Origin of the sequence: Sphaerospermopsis sp. FACHB-1194 (assembly GCF_014696235.1) — a bacterium.
Taxonomy (GTDB): domain Bacteria; phylum Cyanobacteriota; class Cyanobacteriia; order Cyanobacteriales; family Nostocaceae; genus Sphaerospermopsis; species Sphaerospermopsis kisseleviana.
Window position 1 is genome coordinate 218,975 of record NZ_JACJPU010000001.1, and the last position, 24,649, is coordinate 243,623.

The 24,649-nt window shown below is 39.7% G+C and carries 20 protein-coding genes and 1 tRNA gene; 2 read left to right on the top strand and 19 right to left on the bottom strand.

Annotated elements, in window-relative coordinates; translation table 11 throughout:
• Positions 1-36 precede the first annotated feature (36 nt).
• The 7 genes from H6F45_RS01035 to H6F45_RS01065 form a co-directional block, all read right to left on the bottom strand.
• On the bottom strand, positions 37-807 hold the full coding sequence (locus H6F45_RS01035) for an SDR family oxidoreductase (protein ID WP_190346211.1): 771 nt from the start codon (positions 805-807) through the stop codon (positions 37-39).
• Positions 808-983: 176 nt separating this feature from the next.
• Positions 984-1,068: transfer RNA gene (locus H6F45_RS01040), tRNA-Ser, on the bottom strand.
• Between the two features lie 57 nt (positions 1,069-1,125).
• Positions 1,126-2,055, bottom strand: a complete 930-nt coding sequence (locus H6F45_RS01045) for a TIGR04168 family protein (RefSeq protein WP_190346212.1) — start codon at positions 2,053-2,055, stop codon at positions 1,126-1,128.
• 411 nt (positions 2,056-2,466) lie between these two features.
• Entirely contained in the window at positions 2,467-3,006 is a 540-nt protein-coding gene (locus H6F45_RS01050) for a WcaF family extracellular polysaccharide biosynthesis acetyltransferase (RefSeq protein WP_096571449.1), read from the bottom strand.
• Between the two features lie 125 nt (positions 3,007-3,131).
• Complete coding sequence (locus tag H6F45_RS01055; RefSeq protein ID WP_190346213.1) at positions 3,132-3,920, bottom strand: Uma2 family endonuclease; 789 nt, start codon at positions 3,918-3,920, stop codon at positions 3,132-3,134.
• Between the two features lie 293 nt (positions 3,921-4,213).
• Positions 4,214-4,987 carry a glycosyltransferase family 2 protein gene (locus H6F45_RS01060; protein WP_190346214.1) on the bottom strand — a complete coding sequence of 258 codons (774 nt, stop codon included), beginning with the start codon at positions 4,985-4,987 and terminating at the stop codon, positions 4,214-4,216.
• A 218-nt stretch (positions 4,988-5,205) separates the two neighbouring features.
• Positions 5,206-5,829: a methyltransferase domain-containing protein gene (locus H6F45_RS01065; RefSeq protein WP_347237697.1), complete on the bottom strand. Its 624-nt coding sequence runs from the start codon at positions 5,827-5,829 to the stop codon at positions 5,206-5,208.
• A gap of 519 nt (positions 5,830-6,348) precedes the next feature.
• On the opposite strand from H6F45_RS01065, the gene H6F45_RS01070 reads away from it, so the two are divergent.
• The gene (locus H6F45_RS01070) at positions 6,349-7,194 is read left to right on the top strand and encodes a Uma2 family endonuclease (protein WP_190346215.1); all 846 of its coding nucleotides are present in this window, start codon (positions 6,349-6,351) and stop codon (positions 7,192-7,194) included.
• An 800-nt stretch (positions 7,195-7,994) separates the two neighbouring features.
• On the opposite strand, the gene H6F45_RS01075 is transcribed toward H6F45_RS01070, so the two are convergent.
• Entirely contained in the window at positions 7,995-8,441 is a 447-nt protein-coding gene (locus H6F45_RS01075) for a DUF29 domain-containing protein (protein ID WP_137668082.1), read from the bottom strand.
• 117 nt (positions 8,442-8,558) lie between these two features.
• On the opposite strand from H6F45_RS01075, the gene H6F45_RS01080 reads away from it, so the two are divergent.
• Positions 8,559-8,705 (top strand): hypothetical protein, encoded by a 147-nt coding sequence (locus tag H6F45_RS01080; protein ID WP_190346216.1) that lies wholly within the window; start codon positions 8,559-8,561, stop codon positions 8,703-8,705.
• A 1,055-nt stretch (positions 8,706-9,760) separates the two neighbouring features.
• On the opposite strand, the gene H6F45_RS01085 is transcribed toward H6F45_RS01080, so the two are convergent.
• The 11 genes from H6F45_RS01085 to H6F45_RS01135 form a co-directional block, all read right to left on the bottom strand.
• On the bottom strand, positions 9,761-10,621 hold the full coding sequence (locus H6F45_RS01085) for an FkbM family methyltransferase (protein WP_190346217.1): 861 nt from the start codon (positions 10,619-10,621) through the stop codon (positions 9,761-9,763).
• A 172-nt stretch (positions 10,622-10,793) separates the two neighbouring features.
• Entirely contained in the window at positions 10,794-12,002 is a 1,209-nt protein-coding gene (locus tag H6F45_RS01090) for a glycosyltransferase family 1 protein (RefSeq protein WP_190346218.1), read from the bottom strand.
• Positions 11,992-13,404, bottom strand: coding sequence for an O-antigen ligase family protein (locus tag H6F45_RS01095; protein ID WP_190346219.1), 1,413 nt, complete (start codon positions 13,402-13,404; stop codon positions 11,992-11,994). Before H6F45_RS01095 ends, H6F45_RS01090 begins: the two co-directional genes overlap by 11 nt.
• A gap of 249 nt (positions 13,405-13,653) precedes the next feature.
• Entirely contained in the window at positions 13,654-14,826 is a 1,173-nt protein-coding gene (locus H6F45_RS01100) for a glycosyltransferase family 4 protein (protein WP_137669434.1), read from the bottom strand.
• Positions 14,827-15,185: 359 nt separating this feature from the next.
• Positions 15,186-16,292, bottom strand: coding sequence for a glycosyltransferase (locus tag H6F45_RS01105; protein WP_190346220.1), 1,107 nt, complete (start codon positions 16,290-16,292; stop codon positions 15,186-15,188).
• A 438-nt stretch (positions 16,293-16,730) separates the two neighbouring features.
• Complete coding sequence (locus H6F45_RS01110) at positions 16,731-17,603, bottom strand: glycosyltransferase (RefSeq protein WP_190346221.1); 873 nt, start codon at positions 17,601-17,603, stop codon at positions 16,731-16,733.
• A 546-nt stretch (positions 17,604-18,149) separates the two neighbouring features.
• Entirely contained in the window at positions 18,150-19,598 is a 1,449-nt protein-coding gene (locus H6F45_RS01115) for a hypothetical protein (RefSeq protein ID WP_190346222.1), read from the bottom strand.
• 396 nt (positions 19,599-19,994) lie between these two features.
• Positions 19,995-21,122, bottom strand: coding sequence for a dTDP-4-amino-4,6-dideoxygalactose transaminase (gene rffA / locus H6F45_RS01120; protein WP_190346223.1), 1,128 nt, complete (start codon positions 21,120-21,122; stop codon positions 19,995-19,997).
• A gap of 291 nt (positions 21,123-21,413) precedes the next feature.
• The gene (locus H6F45_RS01125; protein ID WP_190346224.1) at positions 21,414-22,841 is read right to left on the bottom strand and encodes a hypothetical protein; all 1,428 of its coding nucleotides are present in this window, start codon (positions 22,839-22,841) and stop codon (positions 21,414-21,416) included.
• A 111-nt stretch (positions 22,842-22,952) separates the two neighbouring features.
• On the bottom strand, positions 22,953-23,645 hold the full coding sequence (locus tag H6F45_RS01130) for a GNAT family N-acetyltransferase (protein ID WP_190346225.1): 693 nt from the start codon (positions 23,643-23,645) through the stop codon (positions 22,953-22,955).
• Positions 23,632-24,609, bottom strand: coding sequence for a glycosyltransferase family 2 protein (locus tag H6F45_RS01135; RefSeq protein ID WP_190346226.1), 978 nt, complete (start codon positions 24,607-24,609; stop codon positions 23,632-23,634). The genes H6F45_RS01130 and H6F45_RS01135 overlap by 14 nt, the downstream gene beginning before the upstream one ends.
• Positions 24,610-24,649: the final 40 nt, after the last annotated feature.

The window sequence follows — 24,649 nt, forward strand, 5'->3', positions numbered from 1 at the left end:
GTAATGGGTAAGAAAATTCTACCTATTCCATTATACCTAAATCCGATTTACTAAAGTTGCACTAGCTTGATCAACTGGCATTAATATCACTTCATTAATATTAACGTGAGCCGGTCGGGTAGCACAGAAAAATACTACATCAGCGATATCATCAGCAGTCAAAGGTTGCATTCCTTGATATACTTTTTTTGCTCGTTCCGTATCTCCGTGAAACCGCACTTGACTAAATTCTGTTTCTACCATTCCTGGATCAACGGAAGTCACCCGTACAGGAGTACCCAACAAATCTAATTTTAATCCTTCGGAAATAGCTTTAACTGCTGCTTTTGTGCCACAATAAACGTTACCACCGGGATAAGTTTGATGTCCCGCAATAGAACCGATATTAATTACATGACCTTTATTCCGTTGTACCATTCCGGGGACTATGTAACGGGTAAGGTAGAGTAAACCTTTGATATTAGTATCTATCATTTCCTCCCAGTCTTGGCAGTCGCCTTCATATAATTTATCTAAACCGCGACTTAAACCAGCGTTGTTGATTAAAATGTCAATTTCTGACCATTCGGGTGGTAAATTAGCAATAGCAGATTCAACGGCCGAGCGATCGCATACATCCAACTGAAGTAAATGAGTTTCTACACCATATAATTTATTAAGTTCCCGTGCTTTTTCTTCCAACTTTTCTAAGCGTCGCGCTGCTAAAATCAATTTTGCATTTTCACGCCCAAAGACTTTAGCACAAGCAGCACCTATTCCGCTACTTGCACCGGTTATTAATATAGTTTGGGTGTTGAGAGCAATCATTTTTCACGCCTCAAAAATACTATCAAACATTTCTCGCTTTACTCTAAAATTAACATTCCTGATTTGTTGGTACTGGTTTACCAGCCTTTACATCTACAATATCTTTACCATTTGGTAGGACATTTTGCGCTCTTCTCTGCGCCTCAGCGTCTCTGCGTGAGATAAAAATCCTTCAACGGAGAGGGGGAGATTCGAACTCCCGGAAGCTTTCACTTCACCTGATTTCAAGTCAGGCGCAATCGACCACTCTGCCACCTCTCCAAATTATCTGTCAACTTGTTAAACACAAAAACCGACAGATAACAGTATAGCCTATAATTACGCCGTTGGCACTACTAAAGTAGAAGAATTATAAAAAATTTCTGCCGATACCACCTGGAAGTCATCATCTACCCAAACCAGGGAAGCTTTTGTTACCACACCCCCCTCTAACTCAACCAGGGAAAAATTCCGCCGTTTTCCCCCATTTTCTGAGATAATTCTGGGTACATTCGCCGCATTTAAATAAATAGTTCCCTCTGGACTTCTAAATATAGCTTTTCTTAACACCTTCTTAGTGTGGCGCAGATTTCGGTGCATATGACCAAAAGCCACTAGAGAAACCATTTTGTTCATATTGATACTTTGAGAAATCGCTGCTGCTAAGTCAGGATCACCAAAGTCACCACCAATAGGATGCCAATCTTTACCACAGGGGTCTTCAGGGCGATCGCCTAACCCCGTCGGTCCATTATGACCCAAAAAAATAATATTCTCACAAGCTGCACTTTTCACCGCTTGCACGATTTTATCTGCTGACTCTTCCATACTGCTGACACCATACCGTTGTTTACAGATATCAGCAAATCTCCACTCTGATCCACCCCAGGTAAAAGGACGACTACCCACTACTGTTAAATTCCAATCTGGAAAATCCAATTTACCATAACCGACTTGGGCAGATCCTAATAAATCTAATTGTTTCTGTACCCGGTCTTCCTTAGTGCGGTCATAAGGACATTTTTTCCGTCCCCATTCAGTGGCAGTGTACCATGCGTCGTGGTTGCCCATCACTGCTGCTTTGGGAATATCCAAGGAAGCGATCGCTCTAACCACATCCACTGACTCATTACCAAAATCTCCCACAAACAGCACTAAGTCAACACCCAGATGCTTGAGTGCGATACCATCTTCTACTTCCCATAGGTCGTGAACATCGCCAACTACAGCGATTTTCACAGGTTTTGATTGAGTTTTCTGACTGGTCATGCCACTTTAAAAAGCCATATCCATATATATATCAGGATAAGAAACTCTACCCCATTTGGAAATAAATTGGGAGCATCCCAATGAAGGAAAAAATAAACGCAGCCACACCAAAAACCCACTGAAACTCTATTCCCTTTGTGTACTTTGCGTCCTTGGCGGATGTTTGGATACCTGTTAAAGGTAGGAATGGTCAAGCCTCAATTAGTTGATTACGATTGATTACGATGCCTGTTGAAAAACAACATATCATGACTGCCCCTAAAGGAGCAATCTGTTCGCCTACATCCACTGTTCCTTAGCACGGCAAAATATCTTCGCAGTTCGACACTTCGGCAATCTCAGTGACCGCAAGCTCACTGACCACCACGCTCAGATACTTTGCCGAGCGTGGTTTTGACTCACTCGATTTTCTTATAACTTTCTGGGCTTAATGGCTTGTGCAGGATTTCCTGCATAAATTGTCATTGATGCTAATGATTTAACAGCTACTCCACCCAGAGTTAATACAGCACCTTTACCGACAGTCACCCCAGGTCCAATTATTGACTTAGCAGCAATCCAACTACCTTCCTCAATATAAATTGGGGCAATTTTTAATTCAAAATCAGGGTGATTCCAGTCATGATTACCTGTGCAAAGATAGACATCTTGAGATATGCAAGCATGACTTTCTATGGTCACATGAGCTAGGTTATCTATCCAAGCATTTTCACCAATCCAGACATAATCACCGACAGTTAAGCGCCAAGGAAATTTTACCCGCACTTTTGGTTTTAGGCGCACACCTTGACCAATAGTAGCTCCAAAAATGCGGAGTATTTGCACTTTGACCGATGAAATGGGTAACCAAGAACTTTCAACTAGAGGTGATCCCAGGAAGTACCAGCACAGTTGTTTCCAATAGGGTGCACCGGGGGTATAGTTACCCAGACTGTAGTTATCTAATCGCATATTCGTAATAGACTTCTCTGAAAAAGATGTAGGGACAATTCATGAATTGTCCCTACGAATGGGTTTCAGGTTATGCTTATGTAATTTTCGGGCAGGTCTAATAGGAAAACGAGGATTTCCGCGCCTTAAATTTCTTCGGGATTAATCCCCATTTCTTGCAGTTTTGCTGCTAATTTAGCGGCTTTCTCTTCGGCTTGTTCAGCCCTTTGGCGTTCTTGTTCAGCCCTTTGACGTTCTTGTTCAGCCCTTTGGCGCTCTTGTTCTAATAATTCAGAACCCCAAAGAAGCAAATTACCGGATTCATCCCACCAGCGCAACCAAAAGGTTACCATTTCTGCTTTTTTACCTCTCCATACACCCAAAAACAGGTTTAAAGTTGCTAGGTAAAATCTTCCCTGTTCATCTGGGGATTGTTGCTGGTATTTACCGTCTGTTAAATGATAAACATCTAAGGTTCCGGTTTGAGGATGGAAGATCACATATACAGGGACTTTTAAAATTTGTTCATAAAAATACCATTTACCATAGGGATAATGGGGATTAATAGAATATTCTCCCCCCTCAGTAGCAGAGATAAATTCCATCACAATGGCGGGGGGTTCTCCTTCGGCGTGGGGAGTATAACTCCGGCGCACTTCTCCCTCTGGCAGGGGATGAACTACAGGTATATAAACCCAGTCGGGGGCTTTGACGATGGTTTTGTCGCCCACTGTGGCGCATAGCCCAAAATTGGAAGCAATGAGCATGGATTCTAAGATTAATCCAGCCAGTTCTAAGGATTCTCGCAAAGCTGCGGCTAAGAGGGGTTGAAGATTACTTTCCACTGGTTCGTCTGGTAGGGGGAAATCCGCTGGCAGTTTTTCCCATCTCACAGGGGGTAATGTGTATAAGGGATGGCGTTCTATAACTGTCATGGTGTTAAGCAATGGCTGTTTATTTATTGTATTCCGTGTGGATAATTATCGACATTTCCAGGAAATCAGCACATACTTGTTTATTTAGGGTTTGCTGAAAAAGTCCCTTCGTTGAGGCAGGGAATAGGGAATAGGGAATAGTTTTAGCTATCTGTTATCCCCAGATTTTCTAATTTATCAGACCCAAAATGCACAGTTTTTAAGGTATACCCTTCAAAAATCTTGCACTTTCTTTCCTCCTGATCAGCCTCAAACCTTTGATTTACGAGTATTTTGGGTTTATTCAGCAAGCCCTATTTATCCCTTTGATTAAAACTAGCCTCTATTAAATTTATACTGAGCAGAATTTCTGCTAATACTCGCTGCAATGCGTAATACAAACCATATTTACCATCTAAAATGCCTCCTTTGACAATCAGGCAATAAACCAGTATAATTAATGGGGCGATGATTTTTCGCTTACGCAGACGATCGCCTAAACTAAGTTCATGGTTCGGGGTTTCTAGGAGTTTTTTGGACTCAATCACCATGTAACGTTGTTGCGCCCATAACCAGCGATTTAATGGTTTGCGATCGTCGTGGTAAATGTATGCTGTCAGTTGACTAGAGTTACCTTCTACTAAAACCCGATGAGCGTGTCCATCATCTTGATAATTTGCTTTTTCTATTCTGTATAATATCTGGCGGGGTGGAAGTAGAGTACCTCTTAAAGGTTTACCAAACACACAATATTTAAATCTAGCAAAGTAACCGTCAATGGTAGTATCTAGAGGTAAATTTTTAATCTCCGTAATTAGTTCATCAGTTAAGATATAATCAGCATCCAGAGATAAAACCCATTCTGATTTAACTTGCTCTAAGCCATAATTGCATTGACTTGCAAAGGAATCAAATTTACGTTTAACTACTGTGACTTGGGGATAATTTGAGAGAATTTCTAAGGTTTGATCTGTGCTGTAACTATCAATAACAATAATTTGTTTTGCCCAGGTGAGTTTTTCTAGGGTGCGATCGATGTTGGGGGCTTCGTTATAAGTGAGGATGAGGGGGGTAATTTGTTCTAGCATATAGTGATCTGATTTGATTCATGAATTTTTTGTAGAGGCAGGGAACAGGGAACAGGGAACAGGGAACAGGAAAGAAGGCTGTCAGTATTTATGGTGAGCGAAGCCGAACCATGTATGGAGTTCTGTTCAAAAATCAAATATTAGTCCTATAGTTGGGTTAAATTTAAGCTGTCCATTGATAGTTATCCACACGGGAGCCAGGGAATGAATTAAGAGTCTCAAAGCTCAAGTCGGTTAAAAACCGACTGAGAAATTATAGTTTCATGGCGGCTATATGCTTCCTCCAGTGTGGAAGAACACAGCATTGATTTCCACAAGTAAGGTATTCTACCTGCAAATTTAAATTCAATATTTGTATACCCCTCTGTTGTTAATAAATTTTTTAATGTTTTCACAGAGAAAAACTTGATATGTCCACCATCCCAAAGAGCAGTGAAGTGTTTATCCATTTTTCCAGAGATAGCCAGGGCTAAGTTTTTCAAATAACCATGATAGGGTGTAGTTAAAATTAACCGCCCATTGGGTTTGAGTAGTTGTTTAGTATTCCTAACTATAGCTTTAGGGTCAAATAAATGTTCAATTACCTCGCAGGAAATAATAAGATCAAATTGCCCTCCTATTTCTGTATAGGGTAAATCATATATACTTCCCTGGATAAAACGACAATCAGGAAATTTTTCCTGGGCTAATTGCACACCTGATTTAGACTCTTCCACTCCGATAACTTCATACCCTTGTTGTGCAATTAAATTAGTTAAACTACCATTGCCACAGCCAATATCTAAAATGCGTGGTTTTGGTTGATTTTTTAGGGGGGGGAAGCAGAATATACCATTTCTAATAAAGAATTAATCAGATATTTATGATGGTGTCCGCTGTCAGCATTGGCGTAGTAATATTCGTGTTTATTAGACATTAAATATTTCTCCTTTAAATAATTTTTGTAATTTATCCACGGCATAAATTCCCTAGCTAAAGGCGTAATAAGGATTACTCACCATTATCGCTGGCTTAATGGCAAAGGCATTTGTTTAAATGGCTTATTCCCATTCCCACCTCCTTTTTCTCAATCAATTGCTTTTAATAGCTTTTAAAGGGGTGTTTTCTCACGCATTTGCATAACTTTCTTGTCTACTTTCTCTCCTTGTCTTCCAAGTCTTGCCCTCACGACAATGTAAAAAATCTACCCCTGTGAGGTGGGGTGGAGGTTGGTCTAAATCTGTTGCTTGTTCTAATAATGAAATTGTGGTTCTTTATTGTCATCAATGACACTGATTGATCCCCCCAACCTCGTACTGGATATGCAAAACTGAATCAATCTTAGTTAAATTAGTAAGCATCGGGATTCAATCGGAGGAAATATGAGTGAATCGACATTGCTAAACTTAGATCAATCGACACCAGATTCAACCCCAGATTTTGTTAATCCCCCCACCCAGGATGAATTACTATATGATGACGGCATCCCCATGGAAACCTATCGCCATAAACTGCAAATGGATTTACTAGTTGATCCCCTAGCTGCTTGGTTAGGGGATCAAGATGCCTTTGTGGGGGGTAATATGTTTGTTTACTTTAGTCCCCATCAATTGAAAAACCATGATTTCCGTGGTCCGGATATGTTTGCTGTGTTGGATGTTCCCAAGGGAGAGCGCAAATGTTGGGTAACTTGGGAAGAGGGTAAAGGTCCAGATGTGGTAGTAGAGTTGCTATCCTCTAGCACTGCTTCCAGAGACAAGACAGACAAAAAAGAAATATACCAAAACAGGCTCAGAGTACCAGAATACTTTTGGTATGATCCTTTTAATCCCAATGAGTTTGCTGGTTTCATCATCAGGGATTATGGATATGAACCAATCATTCCCGATGAGCAAAACAGGCTGATCAGTCAAAAATTAGGTTTAGCTCTAGTGCGTTGGGCGGGAGAATTTGGGGGAGCCAACGCCGTCTGGGTAAGGTGGGCAACTTTAGACGGGGTTCTACTACCTACAGCCCGTGAATTAGCTCAACAAGCACAGCAAGAAGCTCAACAAGCACAGCAAGAAGCCCAACAAGCACAGCAAGAAGCCCAACAGGCACAGCAAGAAGCTCAACAGGCACAGCAAAGAGCAGAGGCTGCGGAATTGTTACTGGCACAGGAGCGCCAACAAAGGGAGGAATTGCTGGCAAAATTACAGACAATGGGGATAAATCCTGATCAACTTTAGAGGCTGTTTTATAAATTTTCAAGAGGAAATTAGCTAGTTATACTAAAAACGGATGATTGCTAGACTTTTGCCCAGGCAAAAATCTTTGGATAGCAATACTCTTAGCGATTTAAATAGGGTTTGCTGAATAAACCTAAAACCTTGATGTATCAAAGGTTAGAGGCTGATAAACACAGAAATTAGTGCAAGGGTTTTGAAGGGTATACCGGAAAAAGTGTGCATTTTTGGGGATTTCAAGAGATGGCAAAGAAATTTTCAAATCTCCTCCTGACTCCTGACTCCTGACTCCTGACTCCTATGCCCTCACGGAAAGACTTTCTCAGCAACCCCTAAATAGTAAGGCTGTAACCCGTTTTTAGTATAGTCATTTGCCAACTTTCACTAACTTAATGCTATACTTTCCTCATGGCATACATACCACTGGTGAAAAGCGGTCAAATTTTTGGGATTGCATCCAACCCACCTTCCGCACCCTAAACTGTCACACAACGAAAAATGGTCATTTGGGGATTTGAGATTGGCGAACTGCTTGCAGCAGCGCTTCGCTATCGCTACCTAAACTTTAGACCATTTTGTATTAAAATTATCCTCAAAGGTCTTCAAAAATCCGAAATTACCGATTGTGACACTGGGGGGTGCGGAATGTGGGATAAAACCATTAAAATTCAAGGCTTCCCCCTGCCATCACAGGGGTAGGTTTTTTTGCTGAGGTGCTTCACTTTGATACATGATTCATTCGGGTGCGATCGCCCATTTTTGAGAAGCATTGTTATAGAAATTTCACAGGGACATCACTAATTTTAATCGGGAAGAAATTCTGGATCAAGTAGATCATCTGCAGAAAACGGACAACTTTCAGGAAAAAGATGAGCAGGTAATTCACTTTTTTTGATAGCCTGTCTTCTGGCTTTAACATAAATTTCTGCAATTTCTTGCAAGAAATAGTTATACAACGTTTTAGACTTTAACAATAACTCAAGCTCAAATCGAAAGTTATCAATTTCATTTTGCCAACCTTTGGCACAGTATTCTTTTTCAGAGTTCCAATACTTATACAAGAGTAAGTGAATGAGCAATTGACGCAGGTAACTGTCAACTTTCCGCCTTTGTTCATTACCCAAACTGAGAATTTCCTCCTTTAAATGTAAAAAATCTAATTCCTCAATGCGATTATTTTCTAGTAATTTATAAGTTTCTTCCAGCCAAAGGAAATAATCTTGTTCGTAAAGAACATTAATTGTGTTCATGAAAGCACCTAAGTATTGTTTACTCTATTTTGACGCTCCCCGCCTTAAAAGGCTATCCATTATAAACATCTTTCTTAACAATCTTAAAACCTATACTTGGTAAAGGTTTCAAGACTTTTGAATTTACCTGATCTTGACAAAATGCACCTCATCTTTATTGATAAAAACTTCATTTTATTGAGAATCAGCAACGAAGGATTAAGGGTTGGGGGTCTGCAAGCGATCGCTCTCATGAATATTAAGAAAGATGTTTATAATGGATAGCTTATTAAGGGGAGTAAGGGGGGATCCTTACAAGGGTAGGTTTTTTACATTGTCGTGAGGGCAAGACTTGGGGGACAAGGAAGGACAGTGGACAAGGGAGGAAAACAGTACAAAATCATCTTCTCTTGGTAACAAAAAGACCATTGTGCTGATAAAATCTTCCTTGTCTACTTTCCCTCCTTGTCTTCCTGGTCCTGCCTCAACAGATAATATTAAAAACCTACCCTTGTGAGGTAAGGGGGGATCTGGATAAAACCTGATACTTCTCAGACATCCTCTCAAAAACAATTATTGTTAATTACCAGTTCGACTCCAAAAATAGCATTATTTAGGGAAACTGTCAATCCCTAAGCAGATCAGTCAGGGTTATGACTGCCCCTAAAGGAGCAAGCTGTTGTGCATTTAATTTGTATAAGTGGAACAGGCATCTTGCCTGTTAAACAAGAGTTCAGAATATTAGGATTATACAATTTAGCTGTGTAACTGCTTATCTGCTATATAAAACCTAGACAAAACTAGACTTTACTTTCTACTTCAACGGGAGCATGGGAGCAGTTATCCCTCAGTAGACTTTCACGCCTTAGCCAGACGCGATTGTGTTCCAATTAAGTTTCTGAAAAAGACTACCACCATCATTGCTTGGTTTTCGCGTCGGCAATAGTCTCAATTCAATACTTGATATCACCGTATTATATATCAAGTAGTTGATTTTTTCCTAAAAATATATTGATTTTTGTCAATATAAGTATAGTTTTGTCTATGAAATTGTCAACTTAGGACTTGCTCCTAAATTAGGAATTTATTTAAACGAATCTATTAACATCATGATTAGTTAATTAGGGTTTGCTGAAAAAGTCTCTTCGTTAAGGCAGGGAATAGGGAATAGGGAATAGGCAAGAGTTTGGGTGATCTGTTAGTAACCAATTCTTTGAAATTTCACCCGGAAAATGCACGCTTTTAGGAGTATACCCCTGAAAAATCCTGCACTGATTTCCTAATTTTTCACCTGAAACCCTTGATTTATCAAGGTTTTGAGTTTATTCAGCAAGCCCTAATTAAATTCTGATATCCATATTATGAATAAAGTAAGCGGGACTTTGAGCGACTTTCTGATTAACAAAATTTCGATTTCTGATATATATATTATTCCCTGGCTTTAATGAAGCAACAGGGTTACTTAAAATTTCTCTAGTATATGGATTATAGAAGACTTTGATAAATCCTGTTTGGGTAAGTTTATCATGCAGCGCCGGCGATACTGTCTCTATAACAATCAACGATAATGTCTGATTATTGAGTGTTTCTAATGCTCCTGCAAAAGCTTGGTCTTCATACCCTTCTACATCAATTTTTATGGCTGAAGGAAAACCATAAATTTTAGATAATTCATCAATTGTTGTGATATTAACTAACTCTGTCTTATTTGTTAAATGAGTTATGGAATCTGATAATATTTGATTTTGACAGCCTGCATCTGTGCTGATTACGCCCTGAGAAATTGATGATCCCACAGCATACTGAAAACATTTAACTTGATCATGTAAGTTATTAATGCCTATATTTTCAATTAGCTTATGGAAGGTGTTACTCACTGGTTCCAACGCAATCACAGAAGCATTACTTACGCCTCCAGCTAGCAAAGAATAAGAGCCAATGTTTGCACCAATATCAAAAAACAAATCATCTTTTGATAAGAAATGAAGAATTAGGCACATATCCACAAACTCATGAAGACCAACATAAATATTACCTGTAGCTCCTGTTTCCCCCCCTCTAATAATAATATTTGTATTTTCCACAAAACGGAAAACAAAAGCGGATAATGATTGGTTAGCTAATCTATAATGTAATTGCCAATGGACAAAATTGATTAATGCTTTCCATGGTTTTGAAGAAGAAAGCGGATGAGAAATCAAAAAATTTAATGTGTTATTTAAAAAGAACATTTTGACTAAAATTGTAAATTGTAATTTGTTTGTAAAACTCGGAAAATATAATTAAAACCAGTCGGTTTTCAACCGACTTAAGCTTTGAGATTCTTAATTCATTCCCCGGTTTCGGTGTGTGGATCACTATTCACCGGCTCCCTCACCGTTGTACGCGGTTATAAAAATTAATGAGATCTTCCCCCATTTTCAGGGAACTAAAACGTTGAATATTCTCCAGTCCCGCCTGCACTAGCTTTGTTGCTTCCTCCGATTGGTTGAGTAAAAAATCACACTGTGCAACTATGGCTGATAAATCATCAGGACTGGCCATCAGAGCAGCATTACCAACTATTTCAGGGAGAGAACCACTGTTAGAGCAAACAACTGGACAGCCAAAAGCCATCGCTTCTAAAGGAGGCCAACCAAATCCCTCATAGTAACTGGGAAAAAGCAAGATGGAAGCCTTCAGGTATAGGGAGGATACCGCCTGATCATTGGGATAGGAAACAAAGGTAATTTTGTCACCTACTTGCAGTTCTTGAATGATCATTTGCAGATCCATATCTGGGGGAGACCCAGCCATCACCAATGACAGGGGGTGACTCTTGACCAGTTCGGCAAAAACTCGAATTACCGTTGCTCGGTTCTTATAGAAGCCATTGTTACCAATGTGCAAAATTATTCTTTTTCCATCCCGCACTCGTTCCTGCCATCCGGGGATTTCTGCCGGGATTAAATCTAATAAGCTACTCCTAATACTAGGGAAAATCACGGTGGGAACAATTTGATTGCTAACGTTCTGTTGAAAGTCCTGACCTGTGCAGGTGCTGTCAACACATATATTTTTCTGGGATTTGAGGGATTTTAAGTTTTCTCTAATTAACCAGCGGGCGAAAAAACCAGGCGGGGGTATGGGAAATTCCCCTTTTTGTTGCAAAACGGGAATTAAATCGTGAAGGGTGACCACACATTTTTCTGGCGGTATTTTCCTGAGAACATAGCAGGTACTACCATCCATCAGGTGAAATATGTCGCCATTGTATTTGCACATATATTTACGCAACTGTAGCGGGGAAATCAATAGTAACCAAAGCTGTTGAAACCGTTTTTTCAGTTTAGCCGGGAGAAAAAACAGATCAGGGACAAGGTTCAGTAAGTCAATCCTGGTCAGTCGGACTTTTTGTGAGTAAGAATCTAAGGTTTCCGTCACCATGTCCACATAAATCAGCATACTGCCTACAGACTCAGTGGAACAAGTGGTGATTAATGCTACTTCTAACACACCTTGATTATCGTTAAGGGAAGGTAAAAATCCAGCCGATATTTCGGTCAATTTATCGGTCAATTTATCGGTCAATTTATCGGTCAATTTCAGAGTTTCCTATTGTTATATTTTGGGTTATATTCTGGGTTTGATGCCAAAAAAAAGCTTGCCAATACTTGGCGAAGGACAATACTAACCCCAGGGAGAAAGCAATAAAAAAAGTAATAAATGGGTCTGCCAATATTTGCCCAGATACCATCAAGCTACCAATGTTTGCCAGGAAAAAGGCTAAAATTCCACCTGTGTAAACCCCTAAGTAGATTTGCGACTTGAATAGGGCCTGCACTTGTACCCATGCTGAAAGGACTAAACTGAGCAGCAGCAGGACTAAGGCTATAAAACCCGGTACTCCCAATTCGACCATCATCCTACTGGTGCCACTTTCTTGCCAAGTTCTCGGTCTTTGGACATTGAAAATGGCAAGATTCTGGCTCCCTGGGGAAGCTGATCCAAGACCGGCTCCAAAAAATCCCGACTGACGCACTGTTTCAATCAAGGCATCAAAATTATGTCGTCGAAAGTCTTCACCCGCAACAGCAAAATGATCTTGGTAATATCTGACGTAGGTGGAATCTTCTCCCAGATCGTTGCCAATATATATCATAATTAGCAGTGGAATCAGTAGAACGGGCAAAACGGAAAAGATCCGCCCGCCACGGGCTTGGGCATAGATCAAAGTAAAAACTATTGCCGCTACGGGTAACATATAAAGCATCTTGCGACGACCACAGAAAAACAGGGCGGCGATCGCTATGACACAAATAGCTAACCAGAGGTAGCGTTGCCTCGGTTTCGAGGTGGTGCACAGAAAAAAACTGAGCATAGAAGTTGTTGAAGCGTGCCAGCCCATGACATCTGGGGAACGGTAAAAACCTGCTATCAGCTTGACAATGTAGCCAGTACTATATCGCACCCAATCAAAGTCTAAGGCACTGGTACCTATAAGAGTCCATCCAGGTACGACGTTAAGGTATTCTAAAAATGTGCCACTCAGCATGACCACGGAGAGGAGACAATAAAAACTAAATAGTCTTTGGATATCTTCCAGAGATTGGGCAAAGTGAAAACCCACTAAAATCGCCGCCAAGAAAACGCCATAGTTAAAGATGCCAAAGACTGTCATGAGCCAGGAGTTGGCACTATAGGTCAGAGAAATCAAGGCTGGGGGGATGCAGGCCAGCGCAAACCAGTTAAAACTGCGGTTCACATTGGGATACATTCGCCAGAATGAATGCAACCAGTCTTTTTGTCCCGACAACCCCAGGATTATACCCAATATAATTGGCACACTTGCTAACAGGACACTAGAGGGGGCACCGGGGATCATTTTTCTCAGGGGGTCTTGTACTGCTGCTAGAAATACTAGCCAGTATATCCCCCGCCGCCAATTGCCTAGGGCGAGAATCGCCCCTAAAACTGAAATCAGTAATACTATACCAGATGCCATAAATCACTTTCCATTGTTGCTGGTAACAGTTAGGGGTTGCTGAGAAAGTCTTTCCGTGAGGGCATAGGAGTCAGGAGTCAGGAGTCAGGAGTCAGGAGGAGATTTGAAAATTTCTTTGCTATCTCTTGAAATCCCAAAAAATGCACACTTTTTCCGGTATACCCTTCAAAACCCTTGCACTAATTTCTGTGTTTATCAGCCTCTAACCTTTGATATATCAAGGTTTTAGGTTTATTCAGCAAACCCCAGTTAACTCCGCACATAACGAATGGCTTCTGTAATACCACAGACTACTTTTTGGTAATTATATTCCATCATCACTTTTCTCTGGGCGTTACTTCCCATCTCAGCCAGCTTTTCTTGACCTAGTTTGATCGCTGTGGCTAGGCGATCGCCTAACTTGTCTATTTGTCCCATGGGGTAAGTCCAACCAGTTTCCGGTGCAATCAGGTCAAAATGGCATCCTACTTGATCGGAAACAATCGCTGGTAGTCCACAGGCCATGGCTTCATTGACCACTAGCCCCCAGGTTTCACCGGCATCAGAGGGGAGGACGAGACAGTCGGACACCAGGTAAGCAGCAATGATTTCACTCTGGTTGAGAAACCCGGCAAACCTAACTGGTAGTTGGTGATCGCGGACAAATTGTTCACAGATAGGGCGTAATTCCCCGTCTCCCACCATCAGTAGTTGCCCTGTGGGTTGATGGTTTTGTTGTAATAGGGCGATCGCCTGGAGTAAATCTAGGGGATGTTTTTTAGGAATAAACTTAGCACAGTAAAGGAAGGTGACGGTGTGGGGGTCTAAGCGGAATTTTTCTAGAAGAGAGGATTTTTCACTAAGGATCTGACTGGTATCGGCGGTAAATCTTTCGTTGTCTATACAATAGGGGGTAGAAAATAGTTTTTCTGGTGCTACACCATTGTTGAGATAAAACTGTTGGTTAGCTTTTCCAATATACAAACAGGCACTATACTGACTAATTAATAGCCGTTGCAGTTGTTTTTTCCACCATGCCCTATGGGCAAGATGATTAGATTCCCCCCGGACAATACAGGGAATGCTATACAATCGGCAAGCTACCAGGAGTTGCAGGCAGCTTTTAACAACCCAACCATTGACGATAAAAACATCCCAATTGCCGTTTTTGACGATCGCAAAAATTTCTGGGGTATCACAGCCCCCAGAGTTGGTTACAGATGGTGTTTGGGCAATATTTGTTAAAACTTGATATTCATAGCCATTCAATAAAGGAACATCCCACTCAAAAGCCACCCCAAATCCATCTCCCTGCTGCATAGCATTGGGAATCATACAGAAAAAGACGTGCAGATCGATGTCGGCGTTCTGGGCTAATAGGCGAAACCAGGGTACTTGATATTGAATTGGGTGGGTGGTGAGAATACCGACTTTAAAGACCATAATTAAAAGACCATAATTAAAAGACCATAATTAGGGGTTGCTGAGAAAGTCTTTCCGTGAGGGCATAGGAGTCAGGAGTCAGGAGTCAGGAGTCATGAGTCAGGAGGAGATTTGAAAATTTCTTTGCCATCTCTTGAAATCCCAAAAAATGCACATTCCGGTATACCCTTCAAAACCCTTGCACTAATTTCTGTGTTTATCAGCCTCTAACCTTTGATATATCAAGGTTTTAGGTTTATTCAGCAAGCCCTAATTAAAACAGGACTTACGTAAAAGGGAATGAAAGTAGGGGTAATTCATGAATTACCCCTACACAAGAATAAGGTTTTAAGTCACATCTTGCGTAAGTCCTATAAAAGTTAAAAGTAACTAATTAAAGGCTTTGAAACTTTCTGCCATCGGAATCGCTCTGTATTTTCCAGTGCCATGGTAGAATAACTGCTCCAAGTTTCCCTATCAGTCAGCAAAGATTGAATTAGTGGAATCTGCTCCTGGATTTGTTGTGGATCAATGACTATACCACCCAGTCCAGCCACTTCGGGTGGAGCGCACACATCCGCCACAATAGTTGGAGTCCCAAAGGCTTGGGCTTCTACTGCGGGTATACCAAAGGACTCTGAACGGCTTAAAAGACAAAATGCCCGAGCGCGGCGATAGTGTTCCCGTAGTTGACTGACAGATACTTTACCAGTAATTGTGACAAAATTACTGAGGTTGAGGGCTTGTATTAATGTTTCAATTTTCGAGCGGTAATCATCCGTACTCCAAGGACCGACTAGGGTTAAATGAACACGGGTGTTTAATTCGTGGAGTCTTGAGAATACTTTGACAACATCTTCAATGGCTTTGTGGGGTGTCATTGCGGAAACAGTCAGGATTTCTAATGGACGTTGTTCAAAGGTTAGGTATTGACTTTGAGCCACTTGGTAGGTTTCCTCATCAATACCAACATAAAGAATTTTACCAGCTTGAGGTTTTACCCCCGCATCGTTTTCGTAGAGTCTGGCGACATATTCAGATAAATAAAACATGGCCTGTGCTTTTTTTTGGGCTTGTTTGTAGCCCTGTCTTTGCAGCCAGGCCTTCAGGCGATCGCCAATTGTGTAGTGAAATTCCCTAACATAACACCAGGGATTCTGGGCAATAACCACTTGGGGTAATTTAGTTCCCGGAACCAGAGCGCCGGAGGTTGAAATAATTAGTTGAGCTTCTAGTTGGGTCAGGAGGGACTCTAACTGAGTAAATTGCCACCAAAGTCGAGCCGGCCAGTTTTCACCAAAATTAGGACACTCTATCCAGTGAAAACTCGATCCTAGGTCGCAACAAAGATCCCGATTGTTGTGGTGATGTAGAACAAAAAATTGATGGCGATCGCCATGATACTTGGCCAACATTCGTAAATGCCCAGAAATGACGTGTCTACCTGACATATGATTAATGGGCAGAGCATCTATGACAATATTCATATATAGGAATCCGGTTTGATTTATGAATTTTTCGTAGAGGCAGGGAACACTTCGACAAGCTCAGTGCATCGCAGGGAACAGGGAATAGGGAACACCGAAAGAAGGTCTTATACAGGACTTTTTGTCAGTAGTCCGTACTGGATCACGGGGAACGGGTCGGGGTCAAACAATATTTGATACACTAATCATAACTTGACAAACATCCTCTTAGTTAGGGTTTGCTGAATAAACCTAAAACCTTGATATATCAAAGGTTAGAGGCTGATAAACACAGAAATTAGTGCAAGGGTTTTGAAGGGTATACCGGAAAAAGTGTGCATTTTTGGGGATTTCAAGAGATGGCAAAGAAATTTTCAAATCTCTTCCTGACTCCTGACTCCTGACCCCTGACTCCTGACTCCTATGCCCTCACGCAAAGACTTTCTCAGCAACCCCTAGTTAGCGAAAAACTATTGGATAGGATGGTCCTTGACTAATCTTATGAATGGCTAAACTCAGCCCTCTGGCTTCTGCAATTAAGGTGGGGAAGATCCACCAAGGATGAGTGATATGGTGTTTTGTGCGAATGGAGCGCAATGGTCGCCAAAGTATTTGCCATAGCCAGCCATTGGGTTTTGACTTTAACAGGTAATAGTAAGCTCCCACAGCATGGGCGGGTTGGGCAGTTCTCAGGTGGTGACCATAGCTGCGTGTTCCTCCCCTTTCTACCCGTAGGTGGTGAATCAGGGCTTTCGGTTCGTAGGTAATCAAACCGTATTTTTGACAGTAGCGATGGGCAAATTCCGCCTCATAGCGGTATGCAGCCCCTATGAAGTTTTCATCAAATCCCCCCAGGGCGATCGCCACAGTGCGCTTAATGGAAAAATTGCCCCCCATAAACTCCGTAATTTGCCGGGGAATGTTACTGGTAAAGCGAAATGGCTCCCCTGGTTGTAATGTCAGAGATTTTTCCCCGGGCTGTAGTACCTGTCCTGCAACCAGATCAGCTTGTTGATGGGCTTGCTGGTGAGCCTGTAGTAAATCCTCATGGGGGATAATATCATCATCGAGGAAAAGGACTATCTCACCTTTAGCTTCCAGGATTCCCCGGTTCATGGCCATGGGAATAGATGGTTGAGGTAGGCGAACCCAACGAATAGCGCCTTGTTCGGCCAAGCTGTTTAATCTTGACTCAATTGTTACAGCATGATTTAAGGTCTGGTCAATCACCAAAAGTTCAAATTCTGGTGTCATTAGTCGCTGTAAGGACTCAATAGTATCAAGCAGCACTTCTCCCCGCTCATAGGTGGGGATGATCACTGAAAGTTTCATTAGTTTTTTCCCAGTCAAAAGGTTAGTTAGGGTTTGCTGAATAAACCTAAAACCTTGATATATCAAAGGTTAGAGGCTGATAAACACAGAAATTAGTGCAAGGGTTTTGAAGGGTATACCGGAAAAAGTGTGCATTTTTTGGGATTTCAAGAGATAGCAAAGAAATTTTCAAATCTCCTCCTGACTCCTGACTCCTGACTCCTGACTCCTATGCCCTCACGGAAAGACTTTCTCAGCAACCCCTAGTTAGGGTTTGCTGAAAAAGTTACAGCAGTTTCCGTTATGATGAGGTACAGATATTAATGATAAAACCCTTGTAGCGCAGGCATACTTCGACATAGTTCGACTCCGCACTTCGACACCGCCCTTCGACGTGGAGGTTGTTCTAAAAGCGACTTAATTACCTTTGTGGGCGATCGCCCCACGATTACCGCTATGCTAGGGATTGAAAATCGCCCGTCCCGAAGAAATCCTCTTCCTAGTCGGTTTTCAATCGACTTGAGCTTTTAGACTCTTAATTTATTCCCTGGATCCCTTGATTAATATTTATGATTTTGAGTATAAGATATACGGGCCATAACCAGTTTTTGATCCAATGTTTCTTGTGACTTTATATAAAATTCCTGGATTATCTTGAATATATTTATCAACATTAATGGATTCTTTCATCTGCAATCCTTGTTTTTGAATGATTTCTTCAAGATAAGATTCAGGTGATAAAATTACGTAGTCAAGATTATCAATAAAATTCTTGGTAGCATCATTAGTGCCAATGCCAAAAAATGGCTGATAAACTTTCCATCCTAGTAATCGGGCGGTTTGATAAAAATTCCAAGTTGAATCCCAAACTTTATACTCATTTTTGCCAATGTAAGATGTACTGATATTAACCAAGAGGTTAGGATTTCTCCCATCATAATTCCTCAATCCTGTTGCTGGTCTGATTAATAAGGAGAGGGTAATAGCCCAAATTAGTAATAAATATAAGTATTTTTTGCTGTGAGGAATCAATTTTTGAATAGGAGATTTTTTGTCTTGGCGATATAATTCACTCGATAAAGTTATAAAATAAGGCAGCACATAAATTACTCGATGAACGTAAACCCCACTATTCAAAACCAGAGATAGTGCAAATAAACTCGCAATTAATAATGCTTTATCTCGACGAGATATACAGCTAATTACAGCTAATAGGGGAAGAAAAGGGCTATTTTTAAAACTTACAAAAAGATTGATAATAGCACTCAAACCAAAACCCCCAACTCTCTCGCTAGTAAATTCAAGAAAATTACTAACTAAAATTCCCAACTGTCCTGTGATAGGAATTATGATTAATATACCTGTTATAATTACTGCTCCAGCAAATATTGCAATTAATTGCACACCACTAGTTAAACTATCTGTTCCCTTGGTGGTGACATACAACAAAGATAATAATTCCACCAGGATAAGTGGATACAGAATTAATGCACTTGGCCAAATAAAAACAGCTATGACGGATAAACTTCCCGCTAGACTAACTGGAACAAGGTTAGATTGGTGATTGTGGATACTGTCAATAGATAATCTCAGTAGCCAACAAGCTGCAAAACATATTGCAATTACCCAGCAGTCAATCCTATCTCCACGATAACTTTGAACAAATAAAGGATCTAGTAAAAGAGCAAGTCCCAGTAAAGCCGCAATCTTGAGAGGTACTTGGCGACTTGACAAATACCCCATAGTTGTTGTAGCTGCTAAACTGGCTCCTATTAAGCTCACAATTCTAGGTCCGACTATAGAAAAATGGGTGGCTTTAAAAGCTAACTCTTGCACTAAGCAACCTAAGTAAAATAGAGTGAGATATGGCCTATTATTGGCAACGTCCCAATTCATTCCCCAATCTGTATTAGAATTTAAAAAAGTACGTCCATAGTCAATTATTTGTACTTCGTCTTGCCAAATAGTTGGTGAGACAGTTAAAGTCAGACAATGAATCAAGAATACTATAACCAAAATTACAAACCAAAGTACCCAAAAGTTATTCCTCAATTGACTTATCTTATTACTGACCCACATCTTATTTAACTCCAGATAGAATGCTGTTTACTCTGTATAGGACTATTATTTGATTCTTGAAAAAGAGTATGATTATATAAGTGCCATAAAGCCATAATTAAATTAATAAATTAAATTAACAAATCAAACGAAAATCCTGACCCCTCTTCCTAGTACCTCTCGGCATAAATACGCCTACCTTTCACAAGTGTTTCAAATCACAGATTTTTCACCAACTTTAATGATGGGTTTACTTGCGCCAAGCTGTACTAGTCGGTTTTCAACCGACTTGAGCTTTTAGACGCTTAATTTATTCCCTGGCTTCCCCGTGTGGATAACTATCAACTCATCTTCTTAAAAACTCTTAACAGCCCCGACAATTATTTCTATCTGTGAAGTTGTCAACTCTGGGAACATGGGTAAGCGTAATAAACAATCAGACAGAAGGTTAGTATGATCCATCTTCCCGTTCACCCGTCCATAATGCTTACCAGCAGGAGAGCTATGTAAGGGAACATAGTGAAATACTGCATTAATACCTTGTTCTTTGAGGTAGTTAATTAGCTGGGTACGGGTTTGTAAATCCTCTAGCAGGATATAATACATATGTCCATTGTGCTGACAGTCAGGGGGAATGATAGGACGGCGTAATTTACCGGATTTTTCTACAGGTTCTAGCAGTTGATGATAATAATCCCATACTTTGAGGCGGTTGGTAATAATTTGTTGTGCTTCTTCAAGTTGTGCATAGAGGAAAGCGGCAATTAATTCTCCTGGTAAGTAACTAGAGCCTTTTTCTATCCAGGTATACTTATCTACCTGTCCCCGGAAAAATTGACTACGGTTAGTGCCTTTTTCCCGAATGATTTCCGCTGATTCTGTGAATTGGGGATTATTGATAATTAAAGCACCGCCTTCACCGGCGATAATATTTTTGGTTTCATGGAAACTAAAGCAAGCTAAGTCACCAAAACTACCAAGGGGTTTTCCTTTATAGGATGACATCAGTCCCTGGGCTGCATCTTCAATTAACAATAGTTGATGTTTGGTGGCAATTTGTTGCAAGGTATCCATTTCACAACCAACCCCGGCATAATGGACGGGGACAATGGCGCGGGTGCGGTGTGTAATAGCTGTTTCTACTAGGTTTTCATCTAAATTGAGGGTGTCGGGGCGGATATCTACAAATACGGGAATAGCTCCCCTGAGAACAAAGGCGTTGGCGGTGGAAACGAAGGTATAACTGGGCATAATTACCTCGTCTCCTGGTTCCAAATCAGCTAAAATAGCTGACATTTCTAGGGCGGCGGTGCAGGAGTGAGTCAGGAGGGCTTTATGGGAGTGGGTATGGGTTTCTAGCCATTGATGGCATTTTTTGGTATAATTACCATCCCCGGCGAGTTGTCCGGCGTGGTGAGCTTGGCTGATATACCATAGCTCTTTACCGGTCATGTAAGGTTTGTTAAAAGGTATTTTACTCATGCACGATATCAACTAAAACGAAAATAGCCGTTGATCAGTTAAAAGATGAATCAGCTAGAGACAATATCCTTAGAGGATGTTTTAAAAGTCCCTCATGATGTATCAAAAATTTTAGATCCCCCTAAATTCCCCTTGAAAAGGGGGACTTTGATTCTAGTTACCCCCTTATTAAGGAGGTTAGGGGGGATCTGCAAGTGTATAAAGTCACCATCTAAAACTTTTCAAACAACCTCTTAGTAACTCTGCTTATAAATGATTTATCAATCCCCACAAATCAGTAATAATATCTGGTTATAAATATTTTCTGGTTATAAATATTCTTATAATATACCCAATTCCAGCGAGAAAATGCAGCATTAGAGTAATTAATATCAATTTATTTTTTGGCGAAATTGATAATGTTAAACTAATTAGGTTAGAAAAAGCATTATTATTTTGGTTCAGTCCCAGTTTTTCAATCAACAAAATAGAAGCACTTAAATAAAGAATATAAGATGCTACTATGCATTGCCATCCAAAATTACCATGATATTGACGGAGTCCTGTTTCCATAAGAAGTGCATAAATTGTGATGGCAATCAAATATTGGAAACATGCATATTTAATTAATAAGTGATTAACAGCAGTTTTCCAATGAAGGATTATACATAATAAAGGGAACAATAAAGATCCTAGTAAAGAGAGAGGTATATTAGGCGAAAAATGAGACCACACTGTAAATAGACTTATTGTAACTCCATGATCTCCCCCTTCAGTTAGGCTACCTATGTACCATATATAATGACCAAGATATTGTATTCCTAACATAAAACAACCGATCAAAAGTGGAATTAAATTTACAAAGGTTAATTTTGTCCAACCAAACTGTTTAATAAAAAATATGGGATAACACACTAAAAACACAAAGAAAAAACTTGGTTTGATTATTATATTTAGGATTATTAAGAGTGATATCCAAACAATTCTATCTGCCTTAGGAGTTTTAATTTGTTCATAGGATTGCCAAAACAATAGTAATGCAAATGGCATTAAAAATATGGTTGTTGAATTATGCCAGATATTTGGAGGAGTGTTTCCAAGGTAATAATATCCTCCTACCATTAAACTGAGAGGTAAACTGAAAACAAAAGTTAACATTAATGAGTATACCTGGTAGAATCTATCTGTCAATTTTTGATTGGAAGAGATAGATAAACTATTACTGGGTAATATTAGGTTTTTCATTAAAAATTGTTTGGTAATTAAATATTTAGCTACTATAGAACAACTTAATACCAATATTGAAGCCAGATAAACAGTCTTCGTACCAGTTGAAAAAAATGTAATTATATATATTAATACGTAATATAAGAAATTGAAAGGAATTGATAGATTACCATTGGCTATTCTTATTACTGCTTTTGCATGTCCATTTATATCAGTGGAGATAGGAGTAAGTAGAAATCCGACAAAAATACTCAGACATATAGTGAAAATAACTACTGATGTTTGATCTATGAAAAAATTTTTTTGTTCATAATGGTCTCCAAGTCCAAAATTTGCCGCTTTTTTATATAGGTCAAATTTAGTCATGGCGGCCATCCAGCTAATTGCTGCTAGGAATGCACAGGTAAAGCTACTAATTACCCAGGGGTTGAGTAGTAGTTTAATGATGTATTGTAGTTTGGCTATGTTGTCTGGGGGAAGTGATCCCGCCAGTTGCACTTGCCATTTAATCACAATTTGTCCGTAGACTGTAAAGAGGATGGTTAAGAGGATGTAAAGATGATTCATCAGTATTATTGAAAATTGTATGTAATTGGTATGTAATTGAGTTGAAATAGTAATTAATTATTCTACAAGTAGATGATATATATCTACCGAGTTTCTAAACTTAAATCCTAAAGATAAATAGAGATTTAGAACAGCAACATTAGATATAGATATTGAACTTGTTAATTCTTGATAACCTTTTTCTAATAATCTTTTACAAGCAACACTCCAAAAATATTTGGATAGTCCTTTTCCTCTATACTCTTTACTTAAAGCATGGAGTAAAATTTTATTATCTGAATATGCCCAAAAACCTACTACAGAACCATAAAACATTAAACTAAAAACTTTTTTGGACTGCCAAAGGTCTCTTAACCACAAATCATATCTTAGATCGGCAAGATTTTGATTGATATTGAAATCTCTATGAAAGCGATCATAAGTAAATGCACCATAAACAATCTCACTGATATCTTCTATATTTAATGGTTCACAAATGTCTATACCCTCTCTTTGATATGTTAATAACCTCTCAGAAGTACAATAAGGTTCAATTAAGGTATCACAATAATAAAAACCGAATTCATGTAATGTTTTCTTTGGGGCTAATGGGTTAATTTTAATAGTATAGTGTCCCTCAGATTTTTGCTTTTTAATTTTCTCTAGCGTATTTCTTAGATCATTTTCAGATATATAGGGTATTTCAAATGTTTTGATTCCAAAAGCGCGAGAGTCCCATGGAGTAAATACAATATCCTCACACATATTCATCACATTTTTTTAGTTCATAACTGATATTTAAAGTTTTATCTACACTATCAGTTTTATTCCTGACTAAATATAAAGGTCTTCTTTTTGTCTGATCAAAAGTCTTTCCTAAATAAATACCTAGTATTCCCAGAATAGAAATAATAATCCCACCTAAAAAATACAAAGACACAATCAGGCTACTCCAACCAGTTACAGGCGAACCATAAAACACAACCCTAACAGCAATATAAATACCATAGATAAATGACAAAGTGGAAATCAGAAAACCTAACTTAATAGACAGGCGTAGAGGCTTGTCTGAATAGGCGATAATTGTTTCACTAGCTAGCTTCCAGAGTTTGGCGAAAGTATAAGTGCTTTTACCCTCAAAACGCTGGTCATGGGTAATGTTAATACTAGCGGTGGGAAATCCCATCCAATCAACCAAACCACCAAAAAATCTCAGTTGTTCCCGCATTAAACAAAAATTCTCGACAACTTGACGAGAGATAATGCGGAAATTACCTACTTGTCCATCATATTGTAAATCGGTCAAGTAATTGAAGATTTGATAAAACAACCATGAAGTAAGTCGCTTCAGGGGGGGATCTTGACGTTTACCTCTGCGAGCTAAGACAACATCATAACCCTGTTGAGCTTTGGCATACAGTCGGGGAATTTCTTCTGGTCTGTCTTGTAAATCACAATCCATAACAACTACCCAGTCAGCGTCACAATGATCTAACCCTGCTGTGATGCCATAATGTTGGCCAAAATTGCGACTAAATTGAATTCCTTTTACCCGTGGGTCGATCTTACTTAACTCCACAATAATATCCCAAGAGCGATCGCCCCCACAATCCTCAACTAAAATGATTTCAAAATCCTGTGTAATCTCAGACAAAGAAACCTTGAGCCTCTCATAGAGAACATCAAGGCTTTTTTCTGCTTTATATACAGGGATGACAACAGATATATGAGACATTTGATGATGGTTGGAGTAAATGCAATTCTAGACTGGAGCT

Coding starts and splice junctions, on each gene's coding strand:
- H6F45_RS01035 (WP_190346211.1), bottom strand. CDS start 807: ATGATTGCTCTCAACACCCAAACTATATTAATAACCGGTGCAAGTAGC.
- H6F45_RS01110 (WP_190346221.1), bottom strand. CDS start 17,603: ATGAAACTTTCAGTGATCATCCCCACCTATGAGCGGGGAGAAGTGCTG.
- H6F45_RS01105 (WP_190346220.1), bottom strand. CDS start 16,292: ATGAATATTGTCATAGATGCTCTGCCCATTAATCATATGTCAGGTAGA.
- H6F45_RS01100 (WP_137669434.1), bottom strand. CDS start 14,826: ATGGTCTTTAAAGTCGGTATTCTCACCACCCACCCAATTCAATATCAA.
- H6F45_RS01045 (WP_190346212.1), bottom strand. CDS start 2,055: ATGACCAGTCAGAAAACTCAATCAAAACCTGTGAAAATCGCTGTAGTT.
- H6F45_RS01050 (WP_096571449.1), bottom strand. CDS start 3,006: ATGCGATTAGATAACTACAGTCTGGGTAACTATACCCCCGGTGCACCC.
- H6F45_RS01060 (WP_190346214.1), bottom strand. CDS start 4,987: ATGCTAGAACAAATTACCCCCCTCATCCTCACTTATAACGAAGCCCCC.
- H6F45_RS01075 (WP_137668082.1), bottom strand. CDS start 8,441: ATGAACACAATTAATGTTCTTTACGAACAAGATTATTTCCTTTGGCTG.
- H6F45_RS01070 (WP_190346215.1), top strand. CDS start 6,349: ATGAGTGAATCGACATTGCTAAACTTAGATCAATCGACACCAGATTCA.
- H6F45_RS01130 (WP_190346225.1), bottom strand. CDS start 23,645: ATGAATATGTGTGAGGATATTGTATTTACTCCATGGGACTCTCGCGCT.
- H6F45_RS01135 (WP_190346226.1), bottom strand. CDS start 24,609: ATGTCTCATATATCTGTTGTCATCCCTGTATATAAAGCAGAAAAAAGC.
- H6F45_RS01095 (WP_190346219.1), bottom strand. CDS start 13,404: ATGGCATCTGGTATAGTATTACTGATTTCAGTTTTAGGGGCGATTCTC.
- rffA (WP_190346223.1), bottom strand. CDS start 21,122: ATGAGTAAAATACCTTTTAACAAACCTTACATGACCGGTAAAGAGCTA.
- H6F45_RS01055 (WP_190346213.1), bottom strand. CDS start 3,920: ATGACAGTTATAGAACGCCATCCCTTATACACATTACCCCCTGTGAGA.